This window comes from Alkalihalobacillus alcalophilus ATCC 27647 = CGMCC 1.3604, from assembly GCF_000292245.2.
In the GTDB taxonomy this organism is placed as follows: Bacteria; Bacillota; Bacilli; order Bacillales; family Bacillaceae_D; genus Alkalihalobacillus; species Alkalihalobacillus alcalophilus.
Map to the genome: position 1 here is coordinate 20,067 of NZ_ALPT02000043.1, position 16,647 is coordinate 36,713.

Consider the following 16,647-nt stretch of genomic DNA (forward strand, 5'->3'; position numbering starts at 1 on the left):
TTAAATCGGCTAGCTAAAAAGCCTGCTTAAAAAACCTGTCCCCCCTTAAAAGTTATATAGGGTTACAGGTTTCATCAAAATCATTTATTAATATTTGGTACTCTTTTAGAGAATGGGCTAGAAGTTGATATACAAAAGCTTGAATCTGTTTGAACCTCTCTAAAAATCAACCTTTCTATAATCATTGTACCAGCTCGACCCCAGTTCCATTTTTCACAGTCTCTTATTGTAACAATCCTTATTGATATTTTAGCTGAACTTTCTTCAGCCCTAAAGGGGATTGAAATAGTATTACTTTCTCCCCACTGTGAAATATCCTCTTCAATAAATACATTTTCATTTAGCAATACCTGATACTTCATTCTTCCTATATTTTTTTTGTTTTCATATGGTGACCTTACATTCAATAAGATTAGATAATCACGCTCTACTTTTGTTTGTAATTTATAATAACATTCGACAAATTCACCTTTTTTTGGATCATTCTTATTTATTAAAAATTTATTTGAAGATCTAGTTTTTTTAAATTTAAACGATACATTGCTATTGAATTTAAATTCCTTCAGATCAAGTCCATAATTATCTACCTCTTCATTAATACGGTCAATAGGTTTTTCAATAGTATTAATTCCCCAATAATCTAAAATAGGCCAATTTGAACTAGTGATTTCTTTAAAGACACTATAGTTTTTTTTATGATTTTCAGAAACAGAAAGAAATAATTTCAGTATATGTCTACTATTAAACGGAATAAATGTATCGTGTGAAACGTCACTTTCCAACAGTAATTGAGCGTGCCAAATGCCCATCCGATACTCCCAATATAAAATATCATACGGATCATAGTTATAAATATCTTTCATATTTACGTGTGAACTGTACTCATTAAAAAGACCTTGTATGGATTTATTATCGGTTGCATTTTTAGAATAACAACTTGCCATTCCTTCAGAAGTTAATTCTCTTGGAAGCTTAATTTTCTCACGATAAAAATACCTACCTATTTCTAATATATTTGATCTTATATGGATAGACTCATCAGAAAATTTCTCATAATAAAACTTAGCCAGTTTGAAATTATGTGGACGTAAGCTGTTTAAACTCATTATTTTCACGAAATCTGAAAAATCATTCTCTACTTCATCTACCCTTAAAGGTAAGAAAGAATGCTTTAGTCCGAGATTATAAACAATATCCTCTACAACATGTTTATCTATTTCTAAGGATTTGACTCTTTTTTTATCCTCTTTAAACACTTTATAATAAGTAAAGAAATCAATCTCGTTAGTTATTTCCTTACAAAGTGATAAAGTTGTTCTGCTATCCATTCCAGCTGTCAATGAAAAGATTATTTTTTTATCAAAATCAGCTGACAAGATACTAAATTGCTTTCTAACAGACTCACTAATTAATTCAGCTACTTCTTTAACAGGTTTTAAATTAAGATTTTCGCGTGGGAAAAACCTAATAGCCTTTTTCGTCTCTAAATCTAAGTATGTGTTTGGTGTTAGAAAATATATATTTTCATATGGCGTGTAATGACCCGGTATATAATATCCCCCAAACTCTTTCTTCCATTCATCTTTTATTTTGCTATCCTTTTTAGCTCTAGTTAAGTCTTTTACAATGTTTACATGAGACGCTATCACATTTTGATTCTTAGAATAAACTATCGATTTCAACCCAGTTGCATCAGATAAAACCTTAATTTCCCCTCTTAATTGATATACAATAATATGCCTTCCTGATAAGTAATCTAGATAATCATAAAATTCATTATCTGATTTATTTAAACAAGCAAGCAATTTTTCAGCAATAAAACAAGTATCTGATGTATTATTTTTAACATCAATTGTATAACCAAGTAACACTAACCAATCTTCTCCATTTTTGCTTAATTCTAATTTATTAAGCGGATCATAAAACAAGTTAAATTTTCCTAAACTTAACTTCTGCCACATACTATTAGGTACTTCTACATCCAAATCAGTAAGCAAATAGCCTCTTTTATATTTAATCTCATTATAATTAGAGATAAAAATCCCTCCTAATTTAACCATTCTAATTTAATCATACCAAAAAAATAGTATTTTTGGAGGGGGTATTTTCAATCGTTTTATAGAATCAAAATTCAAAATCAAATACACTAGCATTTTATTCATATTATTGTTTAAAAAAGAAATATTACCATGCAAATACAACACATGCATTCGAGTCAATACACCCAGCTATTAAAATTACCCTCATTTTCAAATTCAGATCATTAAATATCTTACACTTCCCTATAAAATAAAAACACCCGCATAAACGGGTGTCTTACCTAAATAATCACTTCACAATCCCACACAACAATTCATCCATCACCCGCTCCACTTTCACCGATGCATCAAATTCAAATCCGCCGTCACTTAATTGTTTAGCTGCCCATTCCCAGCCTTCTTTTGATAAGGAATGCTTCTTAGTTTCGATTAAATGAGTGAGCGTATTCTTTAATTGTTCAAAATGCTCGGCGACGGGAATGCCTGCTTTTTCCCAAAAGGATTCAAATTCTACATATTTTATTGAAAGGGACGGTGTATTTAATAAGGCGGATTCAAATAGCATTGTACTATTAATGGAAACGACGATATCTGAATGAGAGATTGCATCCATAGGCTCAAGGGGTAAATCTTTGTACCCTTCTAAATAAACATCCGGACATTTGGCTAACTTTGCTAATAATGGTTCGTCTAATAATTTCTCGCCTAATGCTGGTGGTAGTCTTAAAATCAGTTGAAATTGATTTTGATTGATGATTTTCATTAAATCATCAATCATTTGATGCTGGGCCTGTCTCGCTTCTTTTTCATTATATTGGGAATCGAGAGGCTGCATGACAAATAAGATCGTTTTCTTATTTACAGAAAAACCAATTTGCTCAAAATACTCCTGTTTCGCAACGAATGGCTGATAGTCTTTGTATACATCGAATTTAGGGCTGCCTATATTGATGATTTTTTCACGTTCATAGCCTCTTGAACTGAAAATATCCTTTTGTAAATCTCCCCATGCTAACACATAATCGGTTACTGGGCGATTGATTCCGGTTATATAATCGACATAATACATCTCTCTTTTAGCAAAAACGGACTCATGTGGGATTAAAATCGTTTTTAACTCTAACTCTTTACACACTTCGATAAATAAATGAATCGGGGCAATCCAATCTAAAGTGACCACGACCGCATCTACATCGATAAAATGAGTCCGCAGATAGTTTTTCATTTCTGCCTTGATTCTGTTTTTATTTTCACGAGTATAGGCAATGACCTTTGTGCGTTCTTTATGTTCATTGACATCGATAAAAAATCGAAACGGAATAAAGTTCAGATCGGTTCTTTTCTCAATAATATCGATTAATCCGTTAGTCGAACGGTCAATCCAAGGCATATAGAGGACATTTAATTTATAATTTGAAAAAGGTTCAACCTGAGGCTGTTCAAGCAAAAGATAATCACCTTTAAATTGCTGCCATTCCAACTCATCTTTTATGGATGACTTGGCGATTTCTTTTCTTGACTCATTTTTTTCGACTGTCATAAAGGAATGATGTACGGTTATGTTATAAAGCACGCCATTTATCGTTAGTTTTTTTAAATCCACTCTTTCCTGTTGCCATTGTAAAACAGTGGCCTCATTTTCTCCGTCCTTAACCAAAACGAACTCCCACACACCTTGGTCAAATTTGGGATGTTGATAAAAGATTTGTTTCGTTGTGACCGTATATTCAAGTTCAACTTCATCATGAATAGTCATATCTTTAGGCTTTAACTTATGAAAAATAGCTAATTTTTCATTTCTTAAATACACATTAAAAGGGGTATTTAAATCATTTTTAGAATAAGTGAATTTCAATAGCATATTCCCAATTTTAGTAAAGCGAATTTCTTTTACATGAACATCAAGATGGTCGGATCGATTGATTTCTTGCGGCTCTTCTATAGCAATATCCATTCCATTTATTTGGAGCATTTTCCCGACGAGTTGCTTAACTGATTCCTGACAAGCATCTGGGTAAAAGATTTCTGCAAAATAGTCAAAGCGCAAATAATAGAGAAACTTCATGATTAATTCTTTATGAACCTTTCTTTCTATTAATCTCTCGAAGTCCTTTATTAATTCAGTTGGAGTGACATGTTTGACAATTCCCTCGATATTGTAAAAAGCATCTCCTAATGTAATCACATTCTTATACTGTTTTAATGCTTCAATTCCAACAGTAGAGTTAATCGTAATCACCATTTTTGAGTCTCTAATGAAGTCCGTTGTATTTCCATTTGAGACAAAATAACAATGTTCTTTATACGTTTCACATATTTTTTTTATGGCTCCTAATTGCAGAGCAGCCCCGTCATTTTTAAAAAAGGGGTGAGCTTTAAAGACAATCTTTATATTCTTTTTATGTATTTGATTATATTGGAGAACGGCTGTTAACACATATAAGACGAGCTCCTTCATTTCTTTTATATAAGCAGAGTGGCTAATAATTTGTGAATCGGTTTCTAACTGGAACGGAACAAACACATAATCAGACATCTCTAAATTTAATTTTGCTTCGCTCGTTGTTATATCATTTTCTTGGATTACGGTTCCTTCTTTATATAAGAGGCTTAATTCGTCGTCGACTTTAGCAAAATACGGTCGGTTCAAATACTTTATATACTTATCTTGTTCAATCGGATATTGTTCATAAAATGCTCGCTCCCGTGGAACCGAATTTTCAGCGTTGACCCCATTTGCATCAATCATAAGTGTATACGGTCTAAAATAGCCATTCTCCATCACAATTAACTTTTTCTGGTGTTTTTTTGCATAATAGCTAATCGTTTTTGGAATATAACCGGCTCCCCAGACGATGAACATATCGATGCCATACTGCTCATCATAAATCTTTAAATTTTCTAAAATCCTCAGGACGTTATGTTTATAAATATGGCTTTTATCGACTTGATGTATCCTTCTTGTTTTCCTATCGTCAAATTCAACGATCTCTTCTATTTCATCTTTAGAAAAACGTTTGTATTCGGTAAAAGGGGTTTCTACATGACTTTTTAATGGTAATTGAAGTGCCTCGATCTTTAATTCATCGAATATGTTTAGATCCGTGATATTTTCTCTATATAAATAGAAACAATCGTTATGATTTCTTCTAAATTCATCGACGATTTTTTTTAAGAAGATCGGCTGACCGACATACTTATTTTTGATAGACATAAAGCTCAAACCATAGAAAAAAACATTCATTGCCGTTTCACTCCTTTAAAAACGAGGCTAATCGTTAAACATGGTTACATTAGTTAGCTTTACTCCGCGAGCTGCATACCCTACACGTTCCGCGGGTGAGTCGGGAGCCTCTGGGTATTGCACTGGCACCTTTTTAGATAAATCTCTTTTTGCATTTGACGAGGAATTGATTGATTTTTTCGTGTTTGTATTTTGATGGGATTTTTTTATAAAATTTTTTCGTTTTTTATAAATCGAGTACTTCCAACCTCTGTCGTGTTGCTGTGAGGATTTCTTTTGAGCATCCGTTTTTAAAATTAAATAGTCAGGAACGATGATTTTCTCTAATGTATCCTGAACATTACTCAACTGCTCTAAATATTCCGTCTCTTCAAACTTCAGATATACAAATACTTTTAGCTGTTTAAGTTTTCTTTGTTTCTGAAGCTCATTAAAGGAAACATGTAGGTGAAATCCTGAGAGTTGATAATGATATTGATTGCTTTCATCATAAAGATAAGCAAGATCTTCTCTGTTAAACTCATTATGATGAGGAATCAAATATTCTGTTTTATGTAACTCATCATATAAAATAAATTGGATTTGTTGCATGTGAGCGACATTTTTATGTTCGATAAAACAATACCCTCTTAATTCAAAACCATTTTCATCAAAAGCTACCTGCTCAATTTCATGAATAAAATGAGGATGGTTTGAGTCGACATTCGTTTTAGAAAGGAATGGATGGGCATTTTTATTAAGAGTGGTCATCTTTATCCCTTCCTTTCTTCTAGCATTTCTAAACTAATTTGTTTCATCGCCGCCTCCATTGTGATCGGCTCGCCTGTTTGAACATCAACATACTTTGGATATAAAAGATAAGCACCTGCAAAAACTTCTTCGATGGTGAGCTTTCTTTTTCTTCTTGATACAGGTTGTCTGTCATCTGTTAATCCCCAGCCAGAGTAAAAAGGGGCCCCAATCGTCGTAACCGGTATATGTCGAATTAAGGCTTCAAACCCAGCTAATGAAGTAATCGTGTAAACATGATCGATCGTTTGTAGAGCATCATTTAAACGAATCGGTTCCTCCATGACATAAGCTATCTCTTTAACCTCATCTGGATTGGAATATAGCTTTCTTTTTCCATAAAGAACGTCAGGATGTGGTTTATATATAATGTCAGCATCAGGGTTCTCCATTTTCGCTAACCGTACTAACTCATTATTCGTTATCGGCCGTTCACATCCTTTTTTTATAGAAGCATCATCTTCCACTTGGCCAATTACTAAAACTCGTTTGCGTGTCTTTTCTCCATAAATCTGCTCGATATCCTTTGGCAAAACATGGTTGTACTTACTAACGCCTAAATTTTTCATTAATTCGATGCCATCCTTAGACCTTTTTAATAACTTCACATCTGCCTGAAAATCATAATGATTTAAAATTTCTTCTAAATCACTAGGTGAAGTCGCATCAAAATAAATCCCTTTAGAATCGATACTTAAAGAAAGGGGTTGTGCTTTCATGACGCCAAGGTTTTTCGAACGGATAAAGCCATCCTCGACTCGAAAAAAAGGAATCTTCTCGCTTTTAGCAAACTCGATAATGTTGTCATCTCTTTTCTCGTCACAACCCCAAATATAAAAGGCTTTTTTTTCATACTTCTTCATTAAAAAGGACAAGAAGTTCATATGAACGGATGAAGGAATCAACTTTACTTCTTCATCAGATAAATAGTGGATCATAAACGATTTCTTCCAATTCGAAAAACCGAATAAAAAGGCGATTGGTTGATGTTGCTTTTTATTCGGTTCGATTATCCAATAGCTAACCTTCAAATAGGACAACACGACTTTTAAAGTCCCTTTAATAAATTCCTTTAATTTAACCATTTCGCTTCACTCTTTTTATATTGTTTTTTTGGTCGATTATTTCCGCAATCACATCAAAAATATCACCGGGTTTATTTGTTTTCGGATTGATATAGCTGCAATACAACAAATACGCAGCGGCAAATACTTCCTCAAACGACCTCTTCATATTTCTCCTCTTTGTCCTAATCCGGTCATTTGTTAATCCCCAGCCTGCATAAAAAGGCATCCCAAAACAGTGAACTTCTTTCCCTAACATTAGAGCTTCAAATCCCATTTGTGAGGTGACAACATAAACGACATCCATATAGTTCAGAAGAGACAAAGAGTTACTATCTTTCGTTAAAAAGATAAGGTTAGGGTCGCCTTTTATTTGAGTGAGATCGAGATTTCCTTTTTTCTTTCCTGAAATGACATCAGGATGAACTTTTATATAAAAGTCGCCCTCCGGATAGCTCTTTCTTGCACTCTGATACATTTCCATAAACGTTTCTTGTGAAGCTAACCCCATCGAAATCGATAAGTCCCCTAAAGTTTGGTCAACGATTAAAATTTTTTTGCTTGTTGTTTCTTTAATAAGCTGGGGGGAAAACAACTCTCCTGTATTGTACTTAGATAGCTGATTTTCTTTGATTAATTGAATCGCTTTACTCGCTTGCCTCAGTAATTCAGGCGTTTCCCAGCCCGGTGAATTTAAAATGACTTCCAATCTCGAAGGTTTTGTCGCATTATAATAAATTCCGATGTCATCATAACAAAGCGATAAAGGAGGAACCCCATCAACACCGAGCCCAAACGAGCGTAAGAACCCATCCTCCATTCGCAATTCAGGAATTCTGTTCGTCTCGATGACTTCCCGTGCCCGATCGTTTTCTTTTAAACCCCACACGCCAATATAATCTAAGTCTTTTATTTGTTTGTTAGCCGGATTCACGATGACATCGAGCGGTAAAAGATTATTTAACTGCTTAATTTGAGCGATACCATATGAAAAGACACCGACTTTTTTCTTTTGAAAATTATTTGGTAGTTGGCTTTGGATCGTCTGCTGCTTATACGATTCTACAAAAACATCTTGCCTATTTCTTTTTTCTAATAGAGGAATGACTTCTCTTAAACCTAGTTCTGATTTCCCCTCATATATAAAGTAAGTGCGAGATAAAAAAATTTGATACGCTCTCTGTAAATCTTTTTTTACCTCATGAATCGTATTGAGAGGGTTTCCCTTAAAAATGACCGGAATCCCAAGTTGTATGGCCTTGAGCGCTTGTGGCGAAGAAAAGGTATACACCTTATCAACAAAGCCGTTTACATGCTTTATTGATAAGGTCGACTCCTCCTTAAGCGCTACTTCTTCAGAAATTCTAAAATATTCATCTGGTTCATGAAATGATTGCAACGGGTAAGGAAGATAATAAATGTCGGCATCCGGATTTTCCCTTTTTGCTTCTTTTACAAGCTCCCAATTACTAAAACTAAACGATTCTTTACTGTCTTTTGAATGAATCCATCTATCAAGATAAGACTCTCCAATCACCATAATCACTTGTTTGTCTTTACCCGATTGAAGCGATGAACGAGCTGGATAAAGCCCGATAACTTTGTCAATCTCCTTCGCTGTCAAATGAGGCTGACCTTTTTCTTGCGGATAAACATGATGCATAGTTAGAGAGTCAATCGAATCATCCTGATTGAATTCAGCTGAATGAATAAACCCGTTTGTAACAACTTTTATTGGGATTTGCTGTTCTTTTGTATACCCGATTATTTTTTGGGCATCCTCTTTGGGACAAGTGCTGCTTATAAAAAAGGAAACATTTTTGTATCTTACTCTGTCTTCATTGAATTTTTTTAAATCGAGAAACTTGATTTTGTAAGACTTGTTTAAAACAATGGAAATGTTCTTTCTTTGCTTTCCTGAAAATCCATATAAAAAGGCGACTGGAATTTTATTATTTTTTGCTGGTAAATGTTTTGCAAAGAAAGCTCGTATTCTCGCAACTTGCTCTTCACTAAGAAATTTAGCTATTTGTCTCTTGATAAGCTCCATAACATTCTCCTAAAACGATTCTCACTCAATTTCGATAGTCTGATTTTCATAAAATTCAATCGCTGACTCTGTATCTCCTTCATACACAAGCTGACCGTCCTTTAAGACAATCGCTTTTTGACAAATTTGTTTGACTTGATGAGTACTGTGCGAAACAAAGATGATCGTTTTTCCCTTTAAATAGCTTTTGACCGCAGCCAATGCTTTCTTTTTAAACCGTTTATCACCAACAGCCAAAACTTCATCTAATAAAATAATGTCTGACTCGACATGAATCGCGATCGAAAAGCCTAATCTCACCTTCATCCCGGAAGAATACTGTTTAATCGGCTTATCAATATGATCTTTCAACTCAGCAAATTCAATAATTTGATCGATCAATTGGTCAATCTCTTTTTCTTTTAGACCAAGAACGACACCATTCATATAAATATTTTCGCGTCCACTCAACTCCTTATGAAAACCTGCCCCGAGTTCAATTAAGCCACCAATCTTTCCGTTTACTACAATTGATCCGGTCGTCGGTGCTGTCACACCTAAAATTAGCTTTAATAATGTACTTTTCCCTGAGCCATTATCACCAAGAATCGCTACAGAATCACCTTTTTGGATATTGAAGGAAACATCTTTTACAGACCATTGTCCAGCAAAATTTCTTTCTTTTTTTAAATACCGATCCTTTAAGGACAAAATTTTTGTCGCATGTTTTGGATACAGTTTTCCGATATTTTTCACTTCAACGACAGGGTTTTCCATTCTTATCACTCTTTCTAAACAACATCAGCAAAATTCTTTTCTAGCTTCATAAACACAATCCAACCAATGATAAAAACGACGACACTAAATACGAGCGAATAAACGAGCATGAGCAAGTCGGGTGGTTGATTATGCAAAATCGCTTGCCTATAGCCATCAAAAATGCCTGTTAGTGGATTTAAGGCGACATATGGTTGATATTGAAGCGGAATCGCACTAAAGGAATACATAATTGGCGATAAATAACGCAACATCCTCAACACTAAAGGAGCCACGACTCCAACATCCCGCACATAAGCATTAAGAGCCGCTAATAAAAACATAAATCCGAGCATCATGATCATCTGAATACATAAAATCGGGATCGCATAAAGAGCGTTTAAACCTGGAAACAGTTGATAATATAAGAGAACAAGCACTAGGCCAATTAACGTAAAGCCAAAATTAACCGTTTCAGATAAAAATTTAATGAGAACAAGGGCCGGTCTGTAAAAGTTTCTTTGCTTAATCAGCCCTGAATAACTATTAATGAGTCCAGTTGAGGCCCCAATCGCTTTGCTAAAAAACAAATAAGGCAGTAAAGCAACGAATAAAAAGGGAGCATACGGTAAACCTTCACTAGGTAATCTGACAAACAATGAAAATACGATCGTTAGGACTAGCATTAACCCAAGTGGCTGAATGATAATCCAGAGCTTTCCTAATAATGATTGTTTATATTTAGAAACTAATTCTCGCCTTGCTAAAGCCAGAATAAAGTCTTTATTTTCATGAATTTCAACTAAATTTTTCAAACCAAGCAACACCTTGCATTAGATTTAATTGTTGACATCAAGTCCGACATGTCTTCTTTCTATCAAAGCTGTTCTTTTAACTTTTTTATGAAGAGCTCATAATCTTTTTCACTCAGTTCTTTTGACTGGCTTTTTTGTTGTGTAGCTTGTTCAATCAGGGCTAATCCTTTTACATTTAGGCCTTCGAATCTTGGGATTAGATGAAGGTGAATATGTCGAACGGCTTCACTTATCGTGACACTATACAATCGTTCAATAGGGATAAGAGATTGGATAGCCGTTTCTACTTTTTTGATTAAAGGACCAAGTTCTCTTAACTCCTCATCTGTAAATTCAGTCCAATTTTCGACATGACGTTTCGGCTCTAAATAGAGATAACCTAATAGCTGTGATTGGACAGGACCGTGAGTTAAAACCCAGTAGTCATCTTGATAGAGAATATTGTTATTTTGAAAATGTTTAGCACATATTAAACAATCCATTTGCACGCCATTCCTTTATTATCTTTTATTGGGTCATCTTTACTTTTCCATCCAAAAAATCGCTTAATAGCTGCTCATAATGATGTTGTTCTGCTAACACTTGGTCAATGATTTCTCGAACTGCCCCTTCACCGCCATTTTTTGAGGCGATAAAATGAACGTGGTTTTTGACAGCCTTTACCGCATTTGCAGGAGCTGCCGCAAACCCAACAACTTGGAGAATCGGCAAATCATTAATATCATCGCCGATATAACAAACCTCTTCTTTTGTTAAATTCAAATCATTGAGTAGCTCTTCTAAAATGGATAACTTATCATCAATCCCTTGATAAACGAAATCAATCTTCAACTCCTCGGCCCGTTTCTCAATTGCTGGCGATTTTCTTCCCGTAATAATCGCCACTTTGATGCCCGTATACCTTGCTAAGCTAATTCCCATGCCATCCTGGGTATGAAAGGCTTTATATTCTTCTTGATTTGAGCCTATATACAACTTGCCATCTGTTAACACTCCATCGACATCTAGCACGAGTAATTTGAGCTTGTTCATTTTGTCCTCCTACAATCCAAGATTCATTAAGTCATGTAAATGTAGCATCGCAACTGGCTGTTTCTGCTCATTTATAACAGGGAGAACATTTACTTTTTCTCGTTCCATCAATTCTAGTGCGTGAACAGCTAATGAAGATTCCTCAATCATAATCGGGTTGCGATTGCATAATTCTTCTACATTTTTTTCTAAGACACCATTCGCAAAAGCAAAGGCCCTGCGAATGTCTCCATCTGTTAGGATTCCGACTAAATAACCAGCCTCATTCACAACGGTTGTCGCCCCCATGCCTTTAGCTGTCATATGAAATAACGCTTCTTTAATCGAATCATTTTCATAGACAATCGGATTTTTCACCGCTTTTTTTACGACACTGCCGACTGTAAGTAAAAGCTTTCTCCCTAAAGAGCCAGCTGGATGATATAAAGCAAAATCTTCAGGCTGGAACCTCCGTGCCGTCAATAAAGCAATCGCAAGAGCATCCCCTAATGCCAACGTAACGGTTGTACTCGTTGTCGGAGCTAGGCCTAATGGACAAGCTTCTTGTACATCGCCAATATTCAGGACAATATCAGAGTTTATCGCTAATGTTGAATGAGGATTTTTGACGATGGCAATCATTTTAGCCCCAATCCGTTTGATCGATGGGATCAGATTAATCACTTCTTCTGACTCCCCACTATTGGAAATGGCCATAACGACATCGTGTTTCGTGACCATACCTAAGTCACCGTGAAGCCCTTCTGATGGGTGCAAAAATAAAGACGGTGTCCCTGTACTCGCCATCGTCGCATTAATCTTCCTTGCGATGATTCCAGATTTTCCAATTCCAGTAATGACAACTCTTCCCTCACATTCAAGAATAACCTCAATCGCTTGTTTCATTGAAGCATCAAGAGAATTACTTAAACTTTCAATTGCTTGAGACTCTTTGACTAAAACGTCTTGCATGACTTTCAAGTAATCTACTGATTGTTGATGCGTTGGCGTCGTATCCATTGGAAACCTCCATTTTTATTATTAATATTGTTTCATTAAGCGATCAATTTCTTGGATTGGCTTCAGTACTTCTTCTATTTCGTTTAATTTCACCATATTAGGTCCATCCGACTTGGCATCATCAGGGTTTGGATGTGTTTCCATAAAAATCGAACTAATGCCAACCGCTGCAGCCGCTCTTGATAAATGAGGTACAAACTCTTTTTTCCCACCTGTTGATGTCCCATTTCCTCCTGGGATTTGCACACTGTGGGTCGCATCAAATACAACCGGTGCACCTAGTTCAGCCATCGTAATGAGCGAACGCATATCCACAACTAAATTGTTATAGCCAAATGTCGAACCACGCTCTGTTAAAAGAATGTTAGCTGTTCCCGATTCTTTTAACTTGTTGACGACATTCGACATATCCCACGGAGCTAAAAATTGTCCTTTCTTTACATTCACCACTTTTCCGGTTTTTGCAGCCGCTACTAATAAATCGGTTTGGCGACATAAAAAGGCAGGAATTTGTAAAATATCGAGCACATCAGCTGCCATCTCTACTTGAGCTGTTTCATGAATATCTGATGTCACCGGGACATTAAATTTTTCTTTTACCTCTTGTAAAATCTCTAATCCTTCCTCAATGCCTGGGCCTCTAAAAGAATGAATAGAAGAGCGGTTCGCTTTATCAAAAGAGGCTTTAAAAACAAAAGGAATGTTCAATTTTGTTGTTACTTCTTTTAATTGCTCAGCCGTATGCATGATTAAATCTTTACTTTCGATCACACATGGACCGGCGATTAAAACAAATGGGTGATTCCCACCAAATTTGATCTGCTCATTTAACGTTACGATGTTAGACAATTTGTACTCCCCCTAAAAGCTGTTCTACTTTTTTTATATCTTCAGGTGTATCAACACCGATGGCTTCGTACTCTGTTTCGATTACTTTGATGACATATCCATTTTCAATGAGTCGTAGCTGCTCAAGAACCTCGGCTTTTTCTAATTCAGAAGCTGGTAATTGAACAAATCGTTTCAAGACATTTCTCGGATACCCATACAAACCAAGATGTTTATAATAGATTTGGTTTACACCTGAACGATTATATGGAACAGCCGACCGAGAGAAATATAGGGCTTGAGCGTTTTCTCCAGTGACGACTTTTACCACATTTGGATTTAAAATGTCTGTTTCCTCTTTAATCACCGTTTTCGCGGTCACAACCGCTTCAGGTGACGCTTTTGCTGTTTGCATAAGGGCATCAATGAGCTCAGCCTGAATCAATGGTTCATCTCCTTGTATATTTACATAAAAGTCCGCTGCTATTTTTTTTGCCACTTCTGCTATGCGATCGGAACCAGTTTGATGATCCGCCCTCGTCATAATCGCTGTCCCACCAAAATCCTCGACCGCCTTTTTAATTTGGTCATGATCAGTCGCAACGACAACCATCGCCAATTCCTTGCTTTTGCAAACTTGTTCATAGACTCGTTGAATCATCGGCTTGCCATTAATTAAAGCCAATGGTTTCCCTGGAAATCGAGTTGAACCGTATCGTGCAGGAATTACACCAACAACTTTCATACAATGCTCTCCTCTCTTTCTACTTTAGCTACCAATCTCTCAGCTATATTTTTAGAGGTGGCTGGATGACAGCCATTTAACGTTCCTTCAATTTGATAATGAAACCGTAAATAATAAAGATATTTATCGATTAAAGCATGATTGACTTGTTCATTTAACGAGGTTTTTAATACATTGGCTAAATCACTTGGATGTTTACAATTCCATGTGATTCCCTCAATATTATAAAGAGCCTCCCCTAATGTAATGACACGCTTATGCTGCGCGAGTGCTTCAATACCTACCGTCGAATTAATCGTAATAACGGCTAGAGCATTTTTTATTAAGGAATGAACATTGAACTTTTTTACAAAAATTACGTTTCCATTATCTTTATATCTCCTCTTTAATTGGGAATAGTTATTGCGCGAAATATCTTCTGGATGCTCCTTCACAATAATTTTGATATTACGTTTTTCTTCCCGATTAATTTGAGTCACTGCCTTTACCGTCCGTTTGAGCAGCCTTTCCATCGTTTTGATATGAGGTGAATTGTACAAAATTTGAGTGTCTCCTACCATTTGGAACGGAAGAACGACATATTCTGCTGGCCACTCAAACGTATCTTCCTTTTTATATTTAAAAACAACCTTTGTCGCAAAATAGTTAAGTGCTTGCCAGAAATTAATATGGTCGTATAGTTTAGGGTTTAAACGACATAAACTCCCAAACATACTGACAAGCTTTACAAACGCCACTTTTAGTATTTGACCACCTAATGTTTCTTTTAAGCTTGGATTCTCTGGTTGAAAAAGATAATGATTTAATCTGTTTTGATCGACTTCAATATTTTGATAAAAACCCGGCTGACGCGGAATTGACGCCTCGGCATTTATTCCATTCAAATCGTGGGTAATCGTATAAGGTCTAAATAACCCTTCCTCAAAATAATGCATTTGTAACCGATACTTCCGAGCAAGTAATTGAGCCATTTGATCGAGCCAATGATAGCCATTAAAGGTACAAATAGCATCAATTTTCTTTTCTTTTATGTATTGATCCATCGCAAAAAGATAACGTTTATACATCCGAAGTTCAGATTTTTTCACGCTTTTTTTTAAAATGTATTCCTTATAAGTCAGATTAAATAAGGGCATTTCGAGTAATTCTTGATCTGTTATTGGATATTCTTTTTTTGATACATAAAAAGGCATATACTTCGTTTCAATCTCACTTTTAAATAGCAGCTCCCCTAGCTCAAATTTCATTAAAAAACATTGATTCCCTTTTTGAATCAATTCAGCTGCTATATCCGAAAAAAATCGTTTATTCCTATTCCCGCGTAAAAATAAGTAATTAGCCATTTATGCTACAACCCCTTACACCTGAACAGTTTATTTTTTGTTTATGCTAGGAACGGCCAAACTTTTCACAAAAATAATTGAATCATGTCTTCCTTACTTATCACCCATATTAGCAAGCGTTTATGATGCCCATGTTAAAAGATGGTAAATGTTTTCATAAGATTTTGTGAAGTGAAGTGCAGGGACGGTTCTCGCGCTTCCGAAGTGTAAATTTCGTAAAAAAAACCTGCCGACTGTCTCGGATTTAATGAGATTTTGTCGACAAGCTATTATTTAGTAGAAAGAGAGTGCCTCTTTTAACCTATTGAAGTTTCATTTTATAAAATACATAACGACGATCGAAATGAGTCCCCATAAAGGAAGACTGAGGACAAGCCCCCAAAATAAACCTTTAAATATATTCCCTTCTTCCATGCTAACCCGCCTCCTATACATTACGATTATGGGCAGATCACACTTTTTTCATACATAAGGGTGGGTTCTGCTCACAAGCCGGGTATTCGTACTGTAATACGGCGTTGCATGGGGGTTTATTACCTATTCCGGTTTATTGGCACTGTAATTTGTTGCAGCACGGCTTTTCATTACCTATTCCTAATTATTCGCATCCTAATTCTTCACAGCACGGCTTTTCATTACCTATTCTTGCTTATTCGCACCGTAATCTACAGTTCGGTTTTTCATTACCAATCCCTCTTTATTCGCACCCTAATCTCTTACTGCTCGGCTTTTCATTACCAATCCCTCTTTATTCGCACCCTAATTCTTCACAGCACGGTTTTTCATTACCTATTCTTGCTTATTCGCACCGTAATTTGTTGCAGCACGGCTTTTCATTACCTATTCCTGATTATTCGCATCCTAATTCTTCACAGCTCGGCTTTTCATTACCTATTCTTGCTTATTCGCACCCTAATCTCTTACAGCTCGGCTTTTCATTACCAATCCCTCTTTATTCGCACCC

General features: G+C 35.7%; 14 protein-coding genes. 1 reads left to right on the forward strand and 13 read right to left on the reverse strand.

The annotated features are described in order from the left end of the window. Positions 1-80: 80 nt before the first annotated feature. The 13 genes from BALCAV_RS12580 to BALCAV_RS12640 all read right to left on the reverse strand — a co-directional run bounded on the left by BALCAV_RS12580 (position 81) and on the right by BALCAV_RS12640 (position 15,683). Positions 81-2,060, reverse strand: a complete 1,980-nt coding sequence (locus BALCAV_RS12580; protein ID WP_136446148.1) for an asparagine synthetase B family protein — start codon at positions 2,058-2,060, stop codon at positions 81-83. Positions 2,061-2,328: 268 nt separating this feature from the next. Continuing rightward, positions 2,329-5,283, reverse strand: coding sequence for a capsular polysaccharide export protein, LipB/KpsS family (locus BALCAV_RS21220; protein WP_003322037.1), 2,955 nt, complete (start codon positions 5,281-5,283; stop codon positions 2,329-2,331). A gap of 27 nt (positions 5,284-5,310) precedes the next feature. Next, positions 5,311-6,033 carry a hypothetical protein gene (locus BALCAV_RS12590; RefSeq protein WP_040323973.1) on the reverse strand — a complete coding sequence of 241 codons (723 nt, stop codon included), beginning with the start codon at positions 6,031-6,033 and terminating at the stop codon, positions 5,311-5,313. A gap of 2 nt (positions 6,034-6,035) precedes the next feature. Then, on the reverse strand, positions 6,036-7,157 hold the full coding sequence (locus tag BALCAV_RS12595; protein WP_003322439.1) for a capsular polysaccharide export protein, LipB/KpsS family: 1,122 nt from the start codon (positions 7,155-7,157) through the stop codon (positions 6,036-6,038). Beyond that, positions 7,150-9,186, reverse strand: a complete 2,037-nt coding sequence (locus tag BALCAV_RS21225) for a capsular polysaccharide export protein, LipB/KpsS family (protein WP_003322441.1) — start codon at positions 9,184-9,186, stop codon at positions 7,150-7,152. Before BALCAV_RS21225 ends, BALCAV_RS12595 begins: the two co-directional genes overlap by 8 nt. A gap of 21 nt (positions 9,187-9,207) precedes the next feature. Beyond that, entirely contained in the window at positions 9,208-9,942 is a 735-nt protein-coding gene (locus tag BALCAV_RS12605; protein ID WP_003322442.1) for an ABC transporter ATP-binding protein, read from the reverse strand. Positions 9,943-9,956: 14 nt separating this feature from the next. Next, the gene (locus BALCAV_RS12610) at positions 9,957-10,736 is read right to left on the reverse strand and encodes an ABC transporter permease (RefSeq protein WP_003322443.1); all 780 of its coding nucleotides are present in this window, start codon (positions 10,734-10,736) and stop codon (positions 9,957-9,959) included. Between the two features lie 62 nt (positions 10,737-10,798). Further along, positions 10,799-11,218, reverse strand: a complete 420-nt coding sequence (locus tag BALCAV_RS12615; RefSeq protein ID WP_003322444.1) for an HIT family protein — start codon at positions 11,216-11,218, stop codon at positions 10,799-10,801. Positions 11,219-11,243: 25 nt separating this feature from the next. Then, complete coding sequence (locus BALCAV_RS12620) at positions 11,244-11,768, reverse strand: KdsC family phosphatase (RefSeq protein ID WP_003322445.1); 525 nt, start codon at positions 11,766-11,768, stop codon at positions 11,244-11,246. 9 nt (positions 11,769-11,777) lie between these two features. Then, entirely contained in the window at positions 11,778-12,767 is a 990-nt protein-coding gene (locus BALCAV_RS12625; protein ID WP_003322446.1) for a KpsF/GutQ family sugar-phosphate isomerase, read from the reverse strand. Positions 12,768-12,788: 21 nt separating this feature from the next. Beyond that, positions 12,789-13,616, reverse strand: coding sequence for a 3-deoxy-8-phosphooctulonate synthase (kdsA, locus tag BALCAV_RS12630; protein ID WP_003322447.1), 828 nt, complete (start codon positions 13,614-13,616; stop codon positions 12,789-12,791). Continuing rightward, the gene (gene kdsB, locus BALCAV_RS12635) at positions 13,609-14,340 is read right to left on the reverse strand and encodes a 3-deoxy-manno-octulosonate cytidylyltransferase (RefSeq protein ID WP_003322448.1); all 732 of its coding nucleotides are present in this window, start codon (positions 14,338-14,340) and stop codon (positions 13,609-13,611) included. The genes kdsA and kdsB overlap by 8 nt, the downstream gene beginning before the upstream one ends. Beyond that, positions 14,337-15,683, reverse strand: coding sequence for a capsular polysaccharide export protein, LipB/KpsS family (locus BALCAV_RS12640; RefSeq protein ID WP_003322449.1), 1,347 nt, complete (start codon positions 15,681-15,683; stop codon positions 14,337-14,339). Before BALCAV_RS12640 ends, kdsB begins: the two co-directional genes overlap by 4 nt. A gap of 518 nt (positions 15,684-16,201) precedes the next feature. Between BALCAV_RS12640 and BALCAV_RS22075 the strand changes: the two genes are divergently transcribed. After that, a partial coding sequence (locus tag BALCAV_RS22075) for a hypothetical protein (RefSeq protein WP_152563049.1) occupies positions 16,202-16,647 on the forward strand: 446 nt, incomplete at its 3' end.